Genomic DNA, 19,197 nt, shown 5'->3' with positions numbered 1-19,197 from the left:
GCATTGCTCCATGTCGATATCTGGTCGTCGTTGCGAATGGGCGGCGCCAAGCGGGGCGCCGCCGGATCTGATGGGGCGCTAGGCCCAGGCCACGTTTTCCTGTGGCGCGACAGTGCCGGGAGTTCCCGGTTCCTTGCGATAGTTGAGATCCACATGGTCCGGCGTCACGAAGCCGAGCGCGAGGTCGCGGGCGATCGCCGCAGGCTCACGTTCGGCGGAGTGGCCGTAGCCGGAGCCGCCGGCGAGCACGAGTTCCACCACCTGGTCGGTCCGGTGCAGCGAAACCAGCTCGCCCGTGCCGCAGTCGCGCAGCACATGGCCGTCGGTGGAAAGAACGCGGCCGCGCGCCCCGCCGCCGGCCTTGCCGCCGAACAGCCCCTCGATCGGATTGTCGACGCCTTCGGGGTAGACGGACACGAGCATCTCCAGCCCGTCTTCCTCGCGCTTGCGGAAACGCACGACCTGACCCAATCCGCCGCGCTTCTTGCCTGCGCCGCCGCTGTCGGCGAGGAAGGCCTTCTCCAGCACCAGCACCGGCACGCGGCTTTCCATCAGCTCGATGGAGGTGTTGGCGGCCGAGGTCGGCCAGAGCAGCGAGGAATGGCCGTCGCCGCGCTCCGATCCGCCCTGTCCGCCGCCGCAGAACAGCATGTCCGAATAGAACTGCCCGTCCCTGGTCTGGCCGTAGACGTTCGCGGCAACCGCAAGTCCGGTGAACGACTGGACCATGTCCGGCGAGGCGGATGCGAGCGCGGCGAAGATGTTCGGCGCGAGATACCAGCCGGTGCGGGTGCGCAGGTTCACGGCCGCCGGATAGGTCGGGTTCAGGATCGAGCCCTCCGGCGCGGTCACGGTGAACGGGCGATAGCACCCGGCATTGCCGCGCACCGTGGGCGTGAGCATGCATTTCAGCGGATAGGTCGCATGCGCCGCCGTGTAGTTCAGCGTCGAGTTCAGGCCGCCCTGCGGCAGCTGCGGCGGGGCGCCGTCGAAATCGACGGTGATGGCGTCGCCTTCGACCTTCACCAGTACCGGATAGCTGATCTTCTCGCCCAGCGGGTTGTTGGTGATGACCGAGCGGTACTCGCCATCGGGCAGCGCCCGGATCGCATCGCGCATGGCCTTTTCCGACAGGCCCTGGACGACCTCGGCGAGGGCGCCCAGGTCATGCATGCCATAGTCGTGCATGAAGGCGTCGAGCCGTTCCGCGCCGAGCGTGTTGGCAGCGACGAAGGAGAAGATGTCGCCCAGCACCTGTTCGCCGTTGCGGACGTTCTGGCGGATGAGCTGGATCAGCGTCTCGTTCGGCTTGCCCGCCTCGAAGATCTTCATCGGCGGGATCTGCAGGCCTTCCTCGTAGATCTCGCGGGCATGCAGCGAATCCTTGGTGCCGCCGATGTCCGAGACATGGCCGACGGTGCCCATCAGGCCGACGAGCCGGCCGTTGCGGAAGGCGGGCGTGACAATGGCGATGTCGAACAGATGGCCGGCGCAGAGCCAGGGATCGTTGGTGATCAGCACGTCGCCGGGCTTCAGCGTCTCGGCCGGATAACGCGCCAGCAGCGCCTTGACCGCGCGGGGCAGCGTCAGGTTGAAGACCGGCATGGCGCGCGGGCTGTGGGCCAGCGTTTCACCGTCCTTGTCGAGCAGTTCGCAGGCAAAGTCCTGCGCCTCGGCGATGACGAGCGAGAACGCGGTGCGGCACACGGTCAGCCACATCTCCTCGACGACGTTGACGAGGCGCGACCACATGATTTCGAGGCCGATCGGATCGCCCTTGATGCGCGCCACGGCTTCAGCCCTCGACATGTCCGCGGAGACGAACGTCTCGACGGCCTTGAGCGCCCCGACCTTTACGCAAAGGTTCTGGCCGGCGTCGATCGTCACGCTGTCCGACGGGCCGATGACGGTGGTGGATTCCCGCTCCTCGATGATCGCCGGTCCGGGAATGGTGTCGCCGCTCCGCAGCGCATAGCGGTCGTAGACGGCGGTCTCGAACTTGCCCTCGTCGAACCAGCAGGTGCGGTGCCCCTTGATCCGGGCCGCGGTATCGCCGCCGCCCGTTGCCCCCGTCAACGAAAGCTGCGGCGTGGGGCCGGCGACGCGAACGCGGAAATTGACGGATTCGAAGCGCGCGCCCTCGAAAGGCGCGGCATAGCGGGCCGAATAGGCGCGGACGAAGGCTTCGCGGATCGCCGGCAGGTCGGCCTCGCCGAGCGCGGTGGCGGGAAGCGGCACGCTGATGTCGTGCATCTGCCCCACGAGCCGCATGTCGGCGCTGCGCTCGACCACCGTATCCCCCGGCGCGATGCCCGAACGGGTAAGTTGGTGGCGCCCCTCGTTCTCGAGGTCCGTCAGCAGCCCGTTGACCGCTTCGGCATCGAAGCCGCGCTTCAGTTCCACGCGCAGCGACCGCACACCTTCGAAGGAGAGCGGAGCGGCGAGGAAGCCGAGCGCGGACGCGGCGCCCGATGCAGGCGGGATCAGGACGGAGCCGATGCCCATGGCGCGCGCCACGTCGACCGCATGGGCGGGGCCGGCGCCGCCGAAGCCGACCATGGAGTACTCACGCGGATCCTTGCCGCGCTCGACGAGATGGACGCGCGCTGCCGAGGCCATGCTTTCGACGACGACCTTGTGGATGCCGAGCGCGGCCTCTTCGATCGACAGGCCCAGGGGCTCGGCGACGCGCAATATCGCTGCGCGGGCGGCCTCGAGGTCGAGCTTCATGCGACCGCCGAGGAAGAAGTTGGGATCGTAGTAGCCGAGCGTGAGGTTGGCGTCGGTGACGGTCGGCTGCTTGCCGCCCATGCCGTAGCAGGCCGGGCCCGGATCGGAACTCGCGGAATGTGGCCCAACCTTCAGGAGGCCGACGTCGTCGATGGCCGCGATCGAACCGCCGCCGGCGCCGATCTCGATCATCTCGATCACAGGCGCCTTGATCGGCAGGCCAGAGCCCTTGACGAAACGATGGACGCGCGCGGCCTCCATCATCGGCGAGATCTCGGCGCGACCGTTCTCGATCATGCAGGCCTTGGCGGTGGTGCCGCCCATGTCGAAGGAAATGACGTCGGAAAGCCCCGCGCCGTGGCCAAACAGTGCGGTGGCGAGCCCGCCGCCCGCCGGGCCGCTTTCAAGCAGGCGGATCGGGAAGTCGCGCGCGGTTTCGAGCGACATGAGCCCGCCGGCGGAATGCATGAGCCGCAGAGAGCCCGAAAAGCCTGCGCTGCGCAGGGATTTCTCCAGCTTGGTCAGGTAGCGGTGCATCAGGGGCTGCACGAAGGCATTGGCGCAGGTCGTGACCGTACGCTGGTATTCGCCCATTTCTGCCACGACCTCGCTCGACAGCGAGATCGAAAGCTCGGGGAAGGCGGCCCGGATGATCTCGGCGGCGCGACGCTCGTGCGAAGCATTGGCATAGGAATGGATGAAGGCGATGGCCACGGCTTCGCAGCCCTGCGCGACCAGCGACTTCGCCGCCAGCAGGACCTGAGCCTCGTCGAGGGGCGTTTCCACCTCGCCCGAGGCGTTCATGCGCTCGTCGACCTCCAGCCGCAGGTCGCGGCTGACCATCGGATCGGGGAAGGAGACGAAGAGATCGTAGATGTCGTAACGCTGTTCCGTGCCCATCTCGAGCAGATCGCGGAAGCCGCGCGTCGCGATGAGGCCGACCGGCGCGCCCTTGCGCTCGATGACGGCGTTGGTGACCAGCGTCGTGCCGTGCACGATCTCGCCGACATCGCCATGCGTGATGTCCTGCAGCGCCAGCAGTTCCTGCAGGCCAAGAAGCGCGGCCTGGGAGGGGTCGTGCGGCGTGGTCAGCCGCTTGTGAAGCGTGACGGAGTGGTTCTTGCGGTCATAGAGCACGAAGTCGGTGAAGGTTCCACCGATGTCGAACCCCACGCGCCAGCGGTTCGGGAGATCGCTCATTCCATGATGTCCTTTTGTTCAGATCCGGGGGGCGACGAAGGCGCTGTCGCCCAGGTCTTCGGCAATGCGGGCAGCCCCTCTCGCGAGGGCTGCGATCATCTCGTCGCGACCTTTGTCGTCCACGAGCGTATGCGGGTAGACGATGCAAAGGCTGACTGCCTCGTCGGTGCGGGGGTCGGCGACGGCGATCGCGATGGCATCGACGCCGGGCGTCGCCTCCTGGCTCGAATATGCAAAACCCTGATGCCGAACTTTCGACAGCTGGTCGGGCAGGTCCGCCAGGGCGCCGTGCCCGGCATAGAGCGCACGCACCTCGTCTTCGCCGAGTCGAGCCAGAAGCGACCGGCCGGTCGCGCTGAGATGGGCAGGCAGCCGGCGGCCGATGTTGCTGACGACGCGCAGCGCGTTGGTGCCCTGGAAGTCGGCCACGGCGGTCACTTCCTTGCCGTCCCGCACCGAAATGTAGCCGGTATGTCCGAAGCTGCTGCTCGCCTCGGCCACCACTTCGCTGGCGCGGCCGATCAGCAGCGACGAGCGGCGGTAGGCGGCGGCGAGGTCGAGCATGAGCCGGCCCGGGCGATGCCGGTGGCTGTCGCCGATCGTCTCGAGCATGTTCGCTTCGCGCATCGCCTTCAAGAGGCGCGACGCATTGGCCTTGGGCATGCCGAGCAGCCTCACGACGTCCGAGACCGTGAGGTCGGGACAGTCGTTGCCGAAACATCTCAGCACGTCCGCGGCATTGTTCAGGACCGACATTGCTCCTCCGAGTCGTTCCATAAAATGGAACTCGAGTTCCATATAATGAAACTAATGCTCTCGTCCGTTCATTCGGTCAAGCTAAAAAATGAGCCGACTTCCCGATGCCGCCGGGCGGTCCGCGTCACGGAACCGCAAAGGCAATGCTTCGCCCGCCCCGGCGATGACGCCGGGGTGGGCGAAGTGCTCAGATCAAGGAATTGATTTTGCTGGCGCAGTCGCCCTCAGGCGGCGCCGCGCACCTCGACGAGCCGGGCCAGCAGGCTGGCGCCGACGGGCAGGATCGTGTCGTCGAAAATAAATCCGGAATTGTGCAATGGAACGGTGCCGCCATGGCCGAGATTGAAGAATGCACCGGGCACGACGCGCAACAGGTCGGCCATGTCCTCCGATCCCATGGTGAGTTCGGCGTTGGGCTGAGCCTTGTCGCCGACGATCTCCTGGGCGACCTCGATGAGGTTGCCCACCCGCTCGGGATCGTTCGAAAGGACGTCGAAGATGTTGCGGATGTCGGCCACGATCTCGATCTCGTGGGCGAGGGCGAAACCGGCGCAGAGCTTGCGGATGCGGTTTTCGATCATCACGCCGTCGGCTTCGTCGAAATAGCGGAAGGTGCCGCGCAGGATCGCCGTTTCCGGAATGACGTTGTAGGCGGAACCGGCATGGAACTGCGTGACCGAAACCACGGCGGGATGCGTCGGGTCGGTGTTGCGCGAGACGATCTCCTGCATCTCCTTCACCAGGCCCGAGCCGATGGTGATGGGATCGCGGCTGGCCTGTGGCATCGCCCCGTGGCTGCCGCGGCCATGCAGCGTGATGTCGAAGAAGCTCGCGCCGGCCTGCGCCTTGCCCGGCCGGATCGTCAGTTGCGAATGCCCCTGGTAGGGAGAATTGTGCATTCCATAGAGTTCGTCGCAGGGGAAGCGGTCGAACAGACCGTCGCGCAGCATGGCACGGGCGCCGCCGAGCCCTTCCTCCGCCGGCTGGAAGATCAGCACGGCGCGACCCGAGAAGCCGCGATTGCCGGCGAGGTAGCGCGCGGCGCCCAGCAGCATGGTGGTGTGGCCGTCGTGACCGCAGCCATGGAAGACGCCCGGGGTCTTCGACGCATAGGGCAGGTTGGTCAGCTCATCCATCGGCAGGGCGTCCATGTCGGCCCGCAGGCCAATGCTGCGCCCCGGCCTCGCCCCTTCGATGACGCCGACCAAGCCGGTTCCGCCAATGCCGCGCTCGACGGTGACGCCCCAGCTGGCAAGCAGATCCGCCACGCGCTGGGAGGTGCGATGCTCCTCGAAACCGAGTTCGGGATGCTGATGGAAGTCCCGGCGTATCGCGGTGAGATCCTCGGCGAACTGGGCGATCTGCTCAATCACAGGCATGGCGTACCGTCATTCTTGGTTTGGCCAGTCTGTTGCACCTGCACCTTGTGAAGGCAAGCGTTTCATCCTAGGGCGTCGAAAACGTTGAGCGTGCAAGCGTCGGTCCGGAGAGTTTGTCGTTGCCCTGCACGGCAAGCCGCCAGCCGACAGAAAGAGGAAGAGATGCCGACCACGGACACCATCGAAGCCATTGCCGAAGAAGCCGCCCAGTGGCGCCGCCACCTGCACCAGAACCCCGAGCTTCTGTTCGACCTGCCCAAGACGTCGGCCTTCGTCACGGAGAAACTCAAATCTTTCGGCTGCGACGAGGTCGTCACCGGAATAGCCAGGACGGGCGTTGTCGCCGTGGTGAAGGGCAGGCTGGGCGAGGGACGTACCATCGGCCTGCGGGCCGACATGGATGCGCTGCCGATGAGCGAGCAGACCAACCTGCCGCATGCTTCGAAAACTGCCGGCCAAATGCATGCGTGCGGCCATGACGGTCATACCGCCATGCTGCTTGCTACGGCCCGCCATCTCGTTTCCGCGAGGGATTTTGCCGGAACGGTCGTGCTCATCTTCCAGCCCGCCGAGGAGGGTGGCGCCGGTGGTCGCGTGATGATCGAGGAAGGGCTTTTGGAACGCTTCGGCATCGAGGAGGTCTTCGGCATGCACAACGAGCCGGGCCTGCCGGTCGGCTCGTTCGCGATCCGGCCCGGCCCCATGCTGGCCGCCGCCGACCGCTTCGTCGTCACCCTGCGCGGCAAGGGCGCCCACGCTGCCTCGCCGCATGAATCGCGCGACCCCGTCCTGGTCAGCGCCCATCTGGTGACGGCGCTCCAGTCGATCGCCTCGCGCCATGTCGATCCCTTCGATCCGGTCGTCGTGTCGGTCACCTACATCTCCGGCGGCAATGCCGCAGCACTGAACGTCATTCCGGAGCAGGTCGTCGTCGGCGGCACGATCCGCACGGTCGATCCGGCCACGCGCAAGGCCATCGAGCAGCGTTTCAGGGTCATCGTCGCCAACACCGCCCGGCTCTTCGAAGCACAAGCCGAGATCGACTGGCGCCCCGGCTATCCGGTCACGGTCAACGACCCGGAGATGACGAAGGTCGCGATCACGGCGGCTTCGCATGTCGCGGGATCAGAACGCGTCAACGGCAATTGTCAGTGCACGATGGGCGCGGAAGACTTCTCCTACATGCTCGAGAAGCGCCCTGGCGCGATCATCTGGCTGGGCAACGGCGACTCGGCCGGGCTGCACAATCCTGCCTATGACTTCAACGACGGCGCCATCCTCCATGGCGTTCGCTACTGGACGGCGCTCGTCGGCGAGAGACTGGCGCTGCCCGGCTGAGCGGCGACTGCGGGATTGGTTCCAAGCCGCGGACGATCTCGCGACCTTCGCCGAGCCGCGGAAGCAGTGGCACAGGCGGGGGCCGGGACTTGAGGTCGGTGCGCCTGTCGCGCCAAGACGATCTAGCGTATTGGGATCGTTGAATAGTTGGACATTGCTGATCCATATCCATTGACGTCCAAAAAGTCCCTGAGTGCTTTGTGTGATATCTTTCCGTATGGAGAAGGCCCGACAAAAACAGCGGTAACAGGCAATTGCCTCGGGTTGACCGTCCGCTTCAGCTCGTAATACGGAACCACGCCCAAGGAAGATGATCGAAATTTTCTTTCGGAGCGACTCCGGATCTCTGGAATATGGCTGATTAGCCGCCATTCGCGCTCTGCCGCGAACGCAGAGTTTTTGAAGCGCAAAATCAAAGTTGATACCTGCGCCGCGGCCTCCGCCAGATACTGATCGGCATCGCTTGCTGCGCTTTCGGGCAATTTTCTATACCACTCATGCAGACGCCATATAAATCTATTAAATATTTTCATTTGAGTATCATAGTCATATATTATTTCAACGAGGTAGCTATTGAAAGAGAAGTTGCCTGTGTTCGTTATTTCTGCGGAGTTAAATCCAATGCAATATGGAACTACATCTTTCCCGTAGTCTCGCCATTGGTTTAGTAGATTTGGCTCTGAGCACATGCAAAAAACTACAGAGCTCAATTTTTCGAGAGTTAGATCGACTCCGTGGATGAGTTGTTCAACGTAATCGCGGAGAGCATCATCCTTATCTGCAACGAACGTGCGAATAAGGTAACTGAACATCTCGAAGCCGTACTGCAGCTCGGAACCATCGTTCAGAAAAGGCGCTTCAGAGAAGCGTAGCGAGTGCTGCCCTAGAATTCCGATGAGCCCCTCTGAACTCGTATAGTGCCAAAGCACGTCAGGTCTGGGCGAAAATGCATTGAACTCCCCAATGCACTCCAATGCCATTGTTCCGAGCCCGCTAACACTCACGTTCTTCTTGCCCCTTGTTGCTCTGTGTTCGAGTGTGGGCAATAGCCTTTGAAAATCAAGCGAGGCACGGGCTTTTGGAGGCAATCCTCACCGCGGAATGGCCTGCCTGCCTACTGAGTATCGCCAGGCGCCGTAAACCTGCGAGGAGCGCGAAGAATAATCTCTCTGAGCAATCGGCGCCTTCGCCAACTTCGCGGCAACAATTCACCGGTTCCCGGTCGAGCTTTCATGTTGCGTTTCGTGTCGCGTGGAGTAGCCGAGTGTGATCGAAAACCCTTGGAAATCAAGGGAACTCAGTTGCAACACGAGAAAAGCAAATTTGCCACTGCCTCTCGCTTGTAAAGCGCTGATTTTATTGATTAAAAATTTGGTAGCGGGAGAGGGACTTGAACCCCCGACCCCAGGATTATGATTCCCGTGCTCTAACCAACTGAGCTACCCCGCCAGGGCCGGCGATGGTCCGATCTTCCACCCTCGGATGGGGCAGGCGTCGAAGCGTTCGCCAAGGTCGGGCGGATATAAGGTTGGCAGGGCGAACCTGTCAAGCGCGGATGACGGCTTCATTGGCGAAATTCGCAAGTTGCTGTTTCTGCACGTCTTGGGCCGAAATGGCACAGGCTGCGGGGTTGAGTTCACTCCCGGCGGCGATTATGTCTGCCGCAGATTTTCCCCAGGAAAGAGCCTGATGAAACCGCGTATTGCAGTCCTTGGATGCGGCTACTGGGGCGGCAACCACATCCGCACCCTGAAGTCCCTTGGCGCCCTCCATGCCGTCTCCGACGTCGATCCGGCCCGCGCAACGCGTTTTGCCGACGAACATGGCTGCATCGCGCTGACCCCGGACGAGCTGGTGGCGCGCGACGACGTCGACGCCATCGTCATGGCGCTGCCGCCGCAGTTCCACGCCGATTTCGCCGTGCGCGCGGTCGCGGCCGGCAAGGACGTACTGGTCGAGAAGCCGATCGCGCTGACGGTGGCGGACGCCGAACGCGCGGTGAAGGCCGCGCGCGACAACGGCCGCGTGTTCATGACGGGCCATGTGCTGCGCTTCCATCCGGCCTTCGAGGGGCTGAAGGCGCTGGTCGACAGCGGCGAGCTCGGCGAGGTCGGCTACATCCACTCCCACCGCCTCGGCCTCGGCAAGTTCCACGCCGAGAACGACGCGCTGTGGGATCTCGCGCCGCACGACCTGTCGATGATCCTGGCGATCACCGGCACCGATCCGGTCGAGGTCAGGGGCGAGGGGGCTGCACTGCTCAACCACCTCAGCGACTTCGCGCACCTGCACATGCGTTTTCCCAACGGACTGCGCGGGCATCTCTTCGCCTCGCGCCTCAATCCCTATCGCGAGCGCCGCCTGTCAGTGGTCGGTACCAAGGCGATGGCCGTGTTCGACGACGTCGAGCCGCAGGAGCGCAAGCTCGCCGTCTACCGCCACGCCGTCTGGCAGGAGGATGGCGGGTTGTGGACGTCGACCATGAAGGATCCGACCTACATCCCGATCGAAAACGCCATGCCGCTGACCCGCGAGCTCGAGCACTTCATCCACTGCATCGAGACGCGCGAAGAGCCGCGCACGGGCGGCGACGAGGCGATCGGCGTGCTCAGGATCCTGACGGCGGGCACGGTCACGCACGACTGAATGGGTGGGGAATAGGGAATAGGGAATAGGGAATAGGGAATAGGGAATAGGGAATAGGGGCAAGAACCTCCCTAAATTCCCTGGTTGCCGCTACTCGCTAATCCCATCCATTATCCACCAGTCGGCAAGCGCAAGGGCTGCGAGCCACAGCGCAACCACGAAGGCGAGGCCCGCCATGCTCCTGGGCTTGGCGGCGACTTCGGCCGCCTCGGCGCGGAAGCCGGCCATCAGCTCGGCCGGGATCATGCGGATCACCAGCCAGATGCCCACGGGCACGATCAAAACGTCGTCGAGATAGCCGAGCACCGGCACGAAATCGGGAATGAGGTCGACCGGGCTCAGCGCATAGGCCGCCACGCAGGCGGCCGCGAGGCGCGCATACCAGGGCGTCAGCGGGCTGCGCGCGGCAAGATAGAGCGCCACCACGTCGCGCTTCAGCAGCCGTGCCCAGCGCTTGGCCGCTTCCAGCATGCCATTTGGGCGGTCGCTAGTCTGCATCTTCAATCTACCATTGCAAGATGAAGCGCCAGACGGCGATTGCGATGGCCGCGGCGGTCACCAGCAGCACCAGTTCGAAATACGCGCCAACGTAGGACTGTATGACCGGTCCACCAGCTCGGGCGCGAAACTCGGCCATCAACCGTTGAGGGACCAGGAAGTTTATCGCTGCGACAGCACCACAGGCGCTTGCGAAAGCGACAAGCATCGGCAGTGTACCGTTGCCAGTTTTGCGCAGCATCTCACCGGCGAACCCTCCGCCAACAGCAATGGAGATAGCTGTCAGTTTCGGCAGCCAAGGCACTTCTCGGCTAACAAAGGCGAGATATGTCGCAACTGCCGCGCAGATGAGCTTGTTTGCCCAGAGTCTCAAAAACCCAGCTCCATCGAGCTGGTTCACTCTGCTGCGATCGGGCCCGGCATGGCGGCCAGTTTGGTCAGCATGGCCTCGGCGTCGGCGCGGCGCTCGGAGCGCTCGATGAAGCCGCCGCCGAAGACACGGGCCTCGTTGCCGTCGTCGGAATAGAGCACGCAGGCCTGGCCGGGGGCGATGCCCGACTCGCCGTCGGACAGCTCGACCCAGGTGGCGCCATTCTCGTGGTGCAGCACCGCCGGGCGCGGCGGTCGCGACGAGCGCACCTTGGCGAACATCTCGAGGCCGCCTGCCGGCACCTCCGCAAGCTGCCCGTCGCCCAGCCAGTTCATGTTGCGCAGGAAGATCTTGTGCGTCTCCAGCGCCTCGCGCGGGCCGACGATGACGCGCGCCCGCTCGGCATCGATATGCACTACGTAGAGCGGCTCGCCCGAGGCGATGCCGATGCCGCGGCGCTGGCCGATCGTGTAGCGCAGGATGCCCTCGTGGCGGCCGAGCACACGGCCGTCGATGTGGACGATGTCGCCGGGGTTGGCGGCGGTGGGCCGGAGCTTGGCGATGATGTCGGAATACTTGCCCTGCGGCACGAAGCAGATGTCCTGGCTGTCCTGCTTGGCGGCGACCGTCAGGCCCATGCGTTCCGCAGCGGCGCGGACGTCGGGCTTCGACATGCCGCCCAAGGGAAAGCGCAGGTAGTCGATCTGCTCCTCCGTGGTGGCGAACAGGAAGTAGCTCTGGTCGCGGTCGGCGTCGACGGGGCGGTAGAGCGCGCGGTGGGCGCCGTTCTGGCGCGAGCGGATGTAGTGGCCGGTGGCGAGCGCGTCGGCGCCGAGCTCGCGGGCGGTGGCCAGAAGGTCGGCGAACTTGACCGTCTGGTTGCACGACACGCAGGGGATCGGCGTCTCGCCGGCGACGTAGCTCTCGGCGAACGGGTCGATGACGGCCTTGCGGAAGCGCTCCTCGTAGTCGAGCACGTAATGCGGGATGCCGAGCGTCTCGGAGACACGGCGGGCGTCGGCGATGTCCTGGCCGGCGCAGCACGAGCCGGCGCGATGGGTGGCCGCACCATGGTCGTAGAGCTGCAGCGTCACGCCGACGACGTCGTAGCCTTCCTGCTTCAACAGGCCCGCGACCACGGAGGAATCCACGCCGCCCGACATGGCAACGACCACGCGGGTGTCTTCGGGGCGTCCGGGAAGGTCCAGGCTGTTCATCGGGATTGCGTTCCGCTGTCTATGGTCGGCTCACTGCCAATGGCTGCAATATAGGTCAAGCATTGCCGCGGTGCCACCCACGCCTGGCGCGCGCGCCGCGCGGCGCGAAAAACCAGGCAATCGGGCGGATGGTTAAAATGCGGACCGATGCTCTAACGGTCCGTTCAGGTTCGTTACTTACCCCTTAGCCTACGCTTAGGCAATTTTTAAAGCTGTGGCGTTAGTGTGGCGGGTGATTGGGTCTTTGAGTTTTTAGTAGAGAGTACGATGACCGATCTGGTTAGACCGCGTGTCAAATATGTCATCGGGCCTGACGGCAGCCCGCTTACGATTGCCGATCTGCCCCCGAGCAACACACGCCGGTGGGTTATCCGCCGAAAGGCGGAAGTGGTTGCCGCCGTCAGGGGTGGGCTGCTCAGCCTCGACGAGGCGTGCCAGCGCTACAAGCTGACGACCGAGGAGTTCCTCTCCTGGCAGGCATCCATCGACGAATACGGCCTTGCCGGCCTGCGCACCACGCGCATCCAGCAATACCGTCACTGACACCGGCCGCAGAGGCCAATCAATGGAAAGGGTGCGGCATGCCGCACCCTTTTTCATTTCTGCCCCCTGACATTTCTGGCAAGGCGAAGCTCAGAGCGTCAGCACCACCTTGCCCTTCGGCTTCGTCGCCAGGAAGTCATGCGCGGCCGCAGCCTCCTCCAGGGGCAGGCTCAGATCAGGGTATGGGCGGAGCAGCTTGCGCAGGAGATACGCGGCGCGCGGGCGCGGTCGCCTGCCGGGGAGGGCGAGCTTGCGGATCTGGATGCTGAGGTGGCCGGTTGAGGGCCACGCACCTGCCGAACGTTCGTCGGCTTGCCTAGCCGATCATCGCGCTGCGGCCGCTGTTGTCGGCGTCGCGTGCGTTGCGGTCGCGCGTTTCCAGCATTTCCGCCTTGGACAGCTCCGCTTCAGCTTCGGCGAGTAAGGCTTCTGCTGCGGCGCGCTGTTGCGCCAGGTCATGTTGGGAGTTCTTCAGATTGTCGCGGCGCTGGCGCGCGGCCTTGGCGAACGTCGGATAGGCGAAATGATTGAGATCGGTGATCCCAGCCTTCTTTTCCTCGGCGACGATCTGCAATTCCAGGTCGTTCGCCATTCGATCGAATTCGGCGATCATCGAATCAAGCTGCATCAGCTGCCGGCGCTTTTCGTTCACCTGAAACTGCTTGAGCCTGACCAGGTTCTCCCGTGACTTCATGACGCGATACTCCCGAACACCGAAAAACGCACTCCAAATCGCCCGCTACGGCCCAATGGATCCGCGCTGCGACCGATACGGCCCCGAACGGTCGGCAATGGAAAACAAACTTTTAAAGTTTTTCTCCACCGGTAACCATTCGTTTACGGGCATCGTTAATCATATCTCGCGAGACTTAAGGCCCGGTAAAGATTCCAGTTTTTGGCGCGATCGGGCAGGGACGGTCTCCGGAGTCGCTTAGGCAACCTAGTTAATGCATGGCGTTAAGATGTTGACCGTGTGATTCATGTTTGGATTCAAGAGGGTGTATCCGCCGGTTAAAATTTCTGATATGGTCTTCCATACGAAATTAGGTTTTGTTAACCATTCGATGGCAGCCTCCGATTCAAGCACGCACTGCGCCGGCGTGAATTGGACCGCGAAGACATTCCGGCAGCAGAAAAGGGGATTTAAATGCGCGTTCTGCTGATAGAAGACGACAGTGCAACCGCACAGAGCATCGAATTGATGCTCAAATCGGAAAGCTTCAACGTCTACACGACCGATCTCGGCGAAGAGGGCGTCGATCTCGGCAAGCTTTACGACTACGACATCATTCTCCTCGACCTGAACCTGCCGGACATGTCCGGCTACGAGGTCCTGCGCACGCTGCGCCTGTCCAAGGTCAAGACGCCGATCCTGATCCTGTCCGGCATGGCCGGCATCGAGGACAAGGTGCGCGGCCTCGGCTTCGGCGCCGACGACTACATGACCAAGCCTTTCCACAAGGACGAACTCGTGGCGCGCATCCACGCCATCGTCCGCCGTTCGAAGGGACACGCCCAGTCGGTCATCATGACCGGCGACCTGATCGTCAATCTCGACGCCAAGACGGTCGAGGTCGGCGGCCAGCGCGTGCATCTGACGGGCAAGGAATACCAGATGCTGGAGCTGCTCTCGCTGCGCAAGGGCACCACGCTCACCAAGGAAATGTTCCTCAACCACCTTTATGGCGGCATGGACGAGCCGGAGCTGAAGATCATCGACGTCTTCATCTGCAAGCTGCGCAAGAAGCTTGACGCCGCTTCCGGCGGCCAGAACTTCATCGAGACGGTCTGGGGCCGCGGCTATGTGCTGCGCGAGCCGGAAGACCTGCGCGAGATCGCCTGATTACGCTTCTACCTCGGTCAAAGCCCGGCCTTCGTGCCGGGCTTTCTTTTTTGGCGCTGGCGCTGCTCAGGCGGCGACGGAGAAGGCGTTGAAGCGGTCGAGCAGTTGCGGCCGGGTGAACGGCTTCAGAAGGTAGCCCTGTGCGCCGGCGCGCTTGGCGCGCATGATGGCGCCGACGTCGACCTCGGTCAGGCAGATCGCGATCTGCGGCTTTACCCGTCCGTGCATGGTGCGGACGCGGCGGATGAAGTCCACTGCACTCATGTCCTCGAGCGCGCCGTCGACGACGATGATGTCGGGCATGTCGAAGGAGCACATGTCGAGCCCCTCGGCCCCGGTCGCGGCCTCGACGACCGACATTTCGGGGCTGCTCAGGATGCGCTTGGCGACCCTGCGGATGACGCTCGAATCATCGACGAAAAGGCAGCGTTTCATATCCCGTTCCTCTTTGCGGGACCGGGTGCGGCGGGCGCGCCCGGGTTGTCGTCGCAACCTAGCGCGGGCCCGTAAAGAAGCCGAAAAGCGGAATGGTAAAATTCTTGCAAAAGGCCGTCCGGCCAGCCGGCGCGGCCGGTTTGCGCAGGAAACGGCCCGCATCATGGCAGGCGAGGTCGGCCGTCGCAGACTGTTTGCCCGAGGCGCCTTACTCGGCGGTGAGGATGATCTCTTCGGGCGTGGCGTGGATCGAGATCGTCATGCCGGCCTCGCGGGCGAGCAGCAGCGTGTAGTAGGGCTGCACCGAATGCGCGTCGATCGGCTCGTCCGGCTTGTGTCCGGAGTGCAGTTCGAGGAATTTCGGCGGCACGCGCAGCATCGGCCCCGAAGCCGAAAGCCTGAATTTCGGCGCGGTTTCGAGGTCTTCCAGCGTCACGCCGAGCTTGCCGCCGCGCGGGATCGCGGCGTTGGCGACGAGCAGGAGGTTGAGCAGCAGCTTGACCTTGTTCTTGGGCAGCAGCGCGCGGCCGCCTGTCCAGGTCAGTTCCGGCTTCTCGTTCTTGAGGAACGAGGTTGCGACCGCTTCGGCATCGCCCGTGTCGATCAGCATTCCGGCGGAGCCCGCCGCGCCGAAGGCGATGCGGGCGAACTGCAGGCGCGCCGAGGCGTTGCGGGCGCTGGCGCGGATGAGGCGCATGGCGTCCTCGTCGGCGCCGCCTTCGTCAAGCAGTTCGAGGCCATTGTTGATGGCGCCGACCGGGGAGATGATGTCGTGGCAGACCCGGCTGCACAGCAGGGCTGCGAGATCGGGGGCGGAAAGCGTCATCAGTTCGGCCATAAAACGGCATCCTCGGCAAAGGCATTGCGATATGACGAGGCCGAGTAGCCCGCAATGCGAATCAGGGCCGGCCTGCTGTACTCTTGGTTACACAGCGCCGCCGCGCCGGGCAAGGAACAGCAGGCAACGCCGCGGAGAAATAGCTGGGCTTGGGCGGATTTCGGCCCGTTTCCCGCCTTCGATCCGCCATCTTCATGGGCGAGCTTAATCGTTGAAAAAGGATTGCGGCATAGTTTGCCGAAGTTGGATTCGTCAGCCTCCGGAAAGAGTGGCAGCGTATTCGGGGCGTCGGAGAAAGTGTGCTCTCTGACGGAGATTTGGAAGTATGATTTCCCGTTTCTATGGCCGGACGTTCGCCCGGCTCTTTGCCGCGATGTTCGTCCTTGCCGGCGTGCTGGCGTTCACGACATCCGCGTCTCGCGCGCAGGAGTATACTGCGCAGGAGATCCTCGATTCCGGTCACCGCTTCTTTGGCTCGACGTCGGGCGGCCTGGCCAGCGTCGTCGAGAAGATCTTCTCGTCCTATGGCCTGCCGAACGGCTACGTGCTCGGCGAGGAGGGCTCGGGTGCCTTCATCGGCGGCCTCACCTACGGCGAAGGCACGCTCTACACCAAGAATGCCGGTGACCATAAGGTGTTCTGGCAGGGCCCGTCGCTGGGCTGGGACTTTGGCGGCCAGGGCTCGCGCCTGATGATGCTCGTCTACAACCTCGACGACGTGAACAACCTCTACGATCGCTTCGCCGGTGTCGCCGGTTCGGCCTATGTGGTCGCAGGCGTCGGCTTCAACGTGCTCAAGCGCGGCAATATCCTGCTCGTGCCGGTGCGCACGGGCGTTGGCGCGCGCCTGGGAATCAACCTCGGCTACCTCAAGTTGACACAGCAACCGACGTGGAATCCGTTCTGATTGTGTGAAGAACAGGGCGCCCAGCGCCGCAGCATTTGCAGCGGCGCTGGATTCCTGCCATGGGGACGTGGCAAACTCGCACCTGTCCGCAATGGGTAAAGTGCCTTGGTCCAGTCGATCCTGTTCTTCGTTCTTGGTTTCCTGGTCGCCGGGTTCCTCGTCCTGTTGATCGCCCCGTCGGTCTGGCGGCGCGCGGTCACCATGACGCGGCGCCGGGTCGAGGCGAAGCTGCCGATGACGCTCGACGAGATCCGGGCCGAGAAGGATGCGCTGCGTGCCACGCATGCGATGGAGCTGCGCAAGGTCGAGGTGCAGCTGAGGGCATCCCAGGAAAAGGTGCTCTCCCAGTCGGTCGAGCTCAGCCGCAATCGCGAGGTGCTCAAGACCCTGTCGGACGACCAGGCCGCCAAGGGCCGCGCCGTCACCGATCTCGAGGCGGCGGGCGGAGACCTGCGCAGCGAGATAGGCAGGCGCGACGATCAGATCAAGCAACTGGCCGGCAAGCTGGCGGAGGCCGAAAACCTGCTCGAACAGCGGGTCCGCGAGATCGACAGCCTGGGCGAGCTCTACGAGGAAGCGAGCCTGGCATCCTCCAACCGGCAGATCGAGCTGGCGAGCCGCGACAGCGAGATGGGCAAGCTGTCGGACGACATGTATGCGCTGCGCAGTCAGCGCAAGGACGTCGACAATCGCCTGAAGGACCTCGAAGCCGACAACAAGGCCGTGCGCGACGCGCTCAAGGCCGAGACCAGGCGCGCCGGCGAGCTCGACAAGAAGCTCGAGCGGATGGTCGCCTCGCTCAGCGACCGCGACGACAAGCTCGAGCGGCGCGAGAGCGAACTCGCCCGCCTGCGCGAGCGGGTCAAGGGAACGGCCGAGGCGCCCGCCAACGGGACCGCCTACGAGACCGGGCTGTCGGCCGAGCGGGAACGGCTGGAGGCGCGGCTCACGACGCTGGCGCGGGAGAACAAGCGGCTGAAGGGCGAACTCGCCGCAGCGAACAAGGAAGCACCCTCGCCGAACCAGGACGCGCTGCTGCGCGAGCAGATGCATGAGCTGGCGGCCGAGGTGGTGGCGCTGACCGCCAGGCTGGAGGGCCCGGATTCGCCGATCGAGAAGGCGCTGTCGGCCGAAGGTCCCGCCGACAATTCCGGCGGGCGCACCGCCGCCATCAGCCTGGCCGACCGCGTCAGGGCGCTGCAGAAGTCGCTGCCGGCGGAGTAGAGCATTTTGCAGCCAGACAGAATTGTCTGGCGTCGCACAAATGCGGCTCAGAAAAACAGCTGGAGCGACGGGACTGCATCGTGTCCACCGCTCCAGCCTCAGTCGCCTGCGTCGGAGAAGTGGTGCAGCGCGATCGCCGAGGCCGCTGCCACGTTGAGGCTGTCGAAGCCCTTTGCCATCCGGATCCGCGCCGTCGTCAATCGCGCCAGCAGGGCAGGGGGAAGCCCTTCGCCCTCGGTTCCGAGATAGAGCGCCAGCCGCTGCGGCCGCGGCAATTCGCGGATCTCCTGGCTGCCTGCCGGTGACAGCGCCAGCTGCGCGAAGCCATGACGGTCGAGCGCATCGGCGATCTCGAGGGCTTCGCCGGCGGTCGCAAAAGGCACCTTGAGCGCGGCTCCCACCGACACCCTGATCGCCTTGCGGTAGAGCGGGTCGCAGCAGGTTCGATCGAGCAGCACGGCGTCGGCGCCGAGGGCCGCGGCATTGCGGAATATCGAGCCGATGTTGTCGTGGTTGGAAATGCCGACCGTAACCACCACCAGTGCGCGCTCCGGCAGTCCCGCCAGCAGCGCTTCCGCGCCCGGCGGGTTGCCCTTGCGGCCGATGGCCAGGATGCCGCGATGCATGTGGAAACCGGCGATCGCGTCGACGACGGCCGCCGGGGCGACGTAGACCGGCAGGTCGGGCGGCGCCAGGCTCAGCGTTTCGGCCATCCCCGCCAGACGGTTTTCCAGGACCAGGACGGACTCGGCCTCGAAGCGGCGCGCGGCAAACAGCACGTTGAGCACGACCTTGCCCTCGGCGACGAAGCGCCCCTCGCGCCCGACGAGGTCACGCTCGCGTATGTCGAAGTAGGCTGCCACGCGCGGGTCGGCGGGGTCGTCGATGCGGATGATGTTCATCAGCGGTGCATAGCGGAGGGCAGGCCGCTATGGGAGTCCGGAACGCTTGAAATGGATTTCAGGCGTCTTCGAAAATGCCTTCCAGCGTGCCCAGAAGCTTGCGAACGGCTTCGGACTTGCAGGTGTAGTAGATCATCTGCCGGTCGCGGCGCGTCTCGACAAGGTCTTCGTTGCGCAAGCGCGCGAGATGCTGCGACAGCGCCGACTGGCTCAAGGACACCTTCTCCGCGATCGCGCCCACCGACATTTCCGTGTCGAGCAGGTGGCTCATGATCAGCAACCGCTTTTCATTGCCCATCAGCGTCAGCAGAGAGGCCGCGGCTTCCGCATTGGCCGCCAGTTTCTTGGGTTTCATGGATTCCCCGTGTATC

Annotated in this window: 18 protein-coding genes and 1 tRNA gene; 6 read left to right on the top strand and 13 right to left on the bottom strand. The window is 64.1% G+C overall.

Annotated elements, in window-relative coordinates; genetic code table 11:
• Nucleotides 1-78: 78 nt before the first annotated feature.
• From PV773_RS08145 to PV773_RS08135, 3 genes are all read right to left on the bottom strand, one after another.
• Complete coding sequence (locus PV773_RS08145) at nt 79-3,930, bottom strand: hydantoinase B/oxoprolinase family protein (RefSeq protein WP_347965864.1); 3,852 nt, start codon at nt 3,928-3,930, stop codon at nt 79-81.
• Nucleotides 3,931-3,948: 18 nt separating this feature from the next.
• Nucleotides 3,949-4,686, bottom strand: a complete 738-nt coding sequence (locus PV773_RS08140) for an IclR family transcriptional regulator (RefSeq protein ID WP_347965863.1) — start codon at nt 4,684-4,686, stop codon at nt 3,949-3,951.
• A gap of 224 nt (nt 4,687-4,910) precedes the next feature.
• Complete coding sequence (locus tag PV773_RS08135; RefSeq protein ID WP_347965862.1) at nt 4,911-6,065, bottom strand: M20 aminoacylase family protein; 1,155 nt, start codon at nt 6,063-6,065, stop codon at nt 4,911-4,913.
• A gap of 162 nt (nt 6,066-6,227) precedes the next feature.
• On the opposite strand from PV773_RS08135, the gene PV773_RS08130 reads away from it, so the two are divergent.
• A complete protein-coding gene (locus tag PV773_RS08130; protein ID WP_347965861.1) occupies nt 6,228-7,403 on the top strand; it encodes a M20 aminoacylase family protein in 1,176 nt (391 codons plus the stop codon).
• A 122-nt stretch (nt 7,404-7,525) separates the two neighbouring features.
• Here PV773_RS08130 and PV773_RS08125 read toward each other — a convergent pair whose 3' ends face one another.
• Nucleotides 7,526-8,449: a DUF2971 domain-containing protein gene (locus PV773_RS08125; protein ID WP_347965860.1), complete on the bottom strand. Its 924-nt coding sequence runs from the start codon at nt 8,447-8,449 to the stop codon at nt 7,526-7,528.
• Nucleotides 8,450-8,775: 326 nt separating this feature from the next.
• Nucleotides 8,776-8,852 (bottom strand) — tRNA-Met (locus PV773_RS08120).
• A gap of 240 nt (nt 8,853-9,092) precedes the next feature.
• Here PV773_RS08120 and PV773_RS08115 point away from each other — a divergent pair.
• Nucleotides 9,093-10,049 carry a Gfo/Idh/MocA family oxidoreductase gene (locus tag PV773_RS08115; RefSeq protein ID WP_347965859.1) on the top strand — a complete coding sequence of 319 codons (957 nt, stop codon included), beginning with the start codon at nt 9,093-9,095 and terminating at the stop codon, nt 10,047-10,049.
• Between the two features lie 90 nt (nt 10,050-10,139).
• Here PV773_RS08115 and PV773_RS08110 read toward each other — a convergent pair whose 3' ends face one another.
• The 3 genes from PV773_RS08110 to mnmA are packed head-to-tail and all read right to left on the bottom strand — an operon-like array spanning nt 10,140 to nt 12,134.
• A complete protein-coding gene (locus tag PV773_RS08110) occupies nt 10,140-10,547 on the bottom strand; it encodes a YkvA family protein (RefSeq protein WP_347965858.1) in 408 nt (135 codons plus the stop codon).
• A gap of 7 nt (nt 10,548-10,554) precedes the next feature.
• Nucleotides 10,555-10,947 (bottom strand): hypothetical protein, encoded by a 393-nt coding sequence (locus tag PV773_RS08105; protein ID WP_347965857.1) that lies wholly within the window; start codon nt 10,945-10,947, stop codon nt 10,555-10,557.
• A complete protein-coding gene (gene mnmA / locus PV773_RS08100; RefSeq protein WP_347965856.1) occupies nt 10,944-12,134 on the bottom strand; it encodes a tRNA 2-thiouridine(34) synthase MnmA in 1,191 nt (396 codons plus the stop codon). Before mnmA ends, PV773_RS08105 begins: the two co-directional genes overlap by 4 nt.
• Before the next feature lie 267 nt (nt 12,135-12,401).
• Here mnmA and PV773_RS08095 point away from each other — a divergent pair, with 267 nt between their 5' ends.
• Nucleotides 12,402-12,677, top strand: coding sequence for a DUF1153 domain-containing protein (locus PV773_RS08095; protein WP_019173843.1), 276 nt, complete (start codon nt 12,402-12,404; stop codon nt 12,675-12,677).
• 316 nt (nt 12,678-12,993) lie between these two features.
• Here PV773_RS08095 and PV773_RS08090 read toward each other — a convergent pair whose 3' ends face one another.
• A complete protein-coding gene (locus PV773_RS08090; RefSeq protein ID WP_347965855.1) occupies nt 12,994-13,371 on the bottom strand; it encodes a flagellar export protein FliJ in 378 nt (125 codons plus the stop codon).
• A gap of 453 nt (nt 13,372-13,824) precedes the next feature.
• On the opposite strand from PV773_RS08090, the gene ctrA reads away from it, so the two are divergent.
• Nucleotides 13,825-14,520: a cell cycle two-component system response regulator CtrA gene (gene ctrA, locus PV773_RS08085; protein WP_340036833.1), complete on the top strand. Its 696-nt coding sequence runs from the start codon at nt 13,825-13,827 to the stop codon at nt 14,518-14,520.
• Nucleotides 14,521-14,586: 66 nt separating this feature from the next.
• Here the strand turns inward: ctrA and PV773_RS08080 are convergent, their stop codons facing one another.
• Nucleotides 14,587-14,955 (bottom strand): response regulator, encoded by a 369-nt coding sequence (locus PV773_RS08080; protein ID WP_347965854.1) that lies wholly within the window; start codon nt 14,953-14,955, stop codon nt 14,587-14,589.
• A gap of 208 nt (nt 14,956-15,163) precedes the next feature.
• Complete coding sequence (locus tag PV773_RS08075) at nt 15,164-15,793, bottom strand: histidine phosphotransferase family protein (protein WP_347965853.1); 630 nt, start codon at nt 15,791-15,793, stop codon at nt 15,164-15,166.
• Nucleotides 15,794-16,166: 373 nt separating this feature from the next.
• Between PV773_RS08075 and PV773_RS08070 the strand changes: the two genes are divergently transcribed.
• Together PV773_RS08070 and PV773_RS08065 are read left to right on the top strand one after the other, a co-directional pair.
• Complete coding sequence (locus tag PV773_RS08070; protein WP_347966082.1) at nt 16,167-16,700, top strand: EipA family protein; 534 nt, start codon at nt 16,167-16,169, stop codon at nt 16,698-16,700.
• A gap of 105 nt (nt 16,701-16,805) precedes the next feature.
• A complete protein-coding gene (locus tag PV773_RS08065) occupies nt 16,806-17,924 on the top strand; it encodes a hypothetical protein (RefSeq protein ID WP_347965852.1) in 1,119 nt (372 codons plus the stop codon).
• 98 nt (nt 17,925-18,022) lie between these two features.
• Here PV773_RS08065 and PV773_RS08060 read toward each other — a convergent pair whose 3' ends face one another.
• Both PV773_RS08060 and PV773_RS08055 read right to left on the bottom strand, forming a co-directional pair.
• The gene (locus tag PV773_RS08060; RefSeq protein ID WP_347965851.1) at nt 18,023-18,826 is read right to left on the bottom strand and encodes an RNA methyltransferase; all 804 of its coding nucleotides are present in this window, start codon (nt 18,824-18,826) and stop codon (nt 18,023-18,025) included.
• 58 nt (nt 18,827-18,884) lie between these two features.
• Complete coding sequence (locus PV773_RS08055; RefSeq protein ID WP_340036838.1) at nt 18,885-19,181, bottom strand: metalloregulator ArsR/SmtB family transcription factor; 297 nt, start codon at nt 19,179-19,181, stop codon at nt 18,885-18,887.
• Between the last annotated feature and the right edge of the window lie 16 nt (nt 19,182-19,197).

The organism is Mesorhizobium sp. CC13, from assembly GCF_039907765.1.
Classification (GTDB): Bacteria; Pseudomonadota; Alphaproteobacteria; order Rhizobiales; family Rhizobiaceae; genus Aminobacter.
The sequence above is the reverse complement of the archived record's forward strand: the minus strand, read 5'-3'. Positions and strand labels throughout refer to the sequence as shown.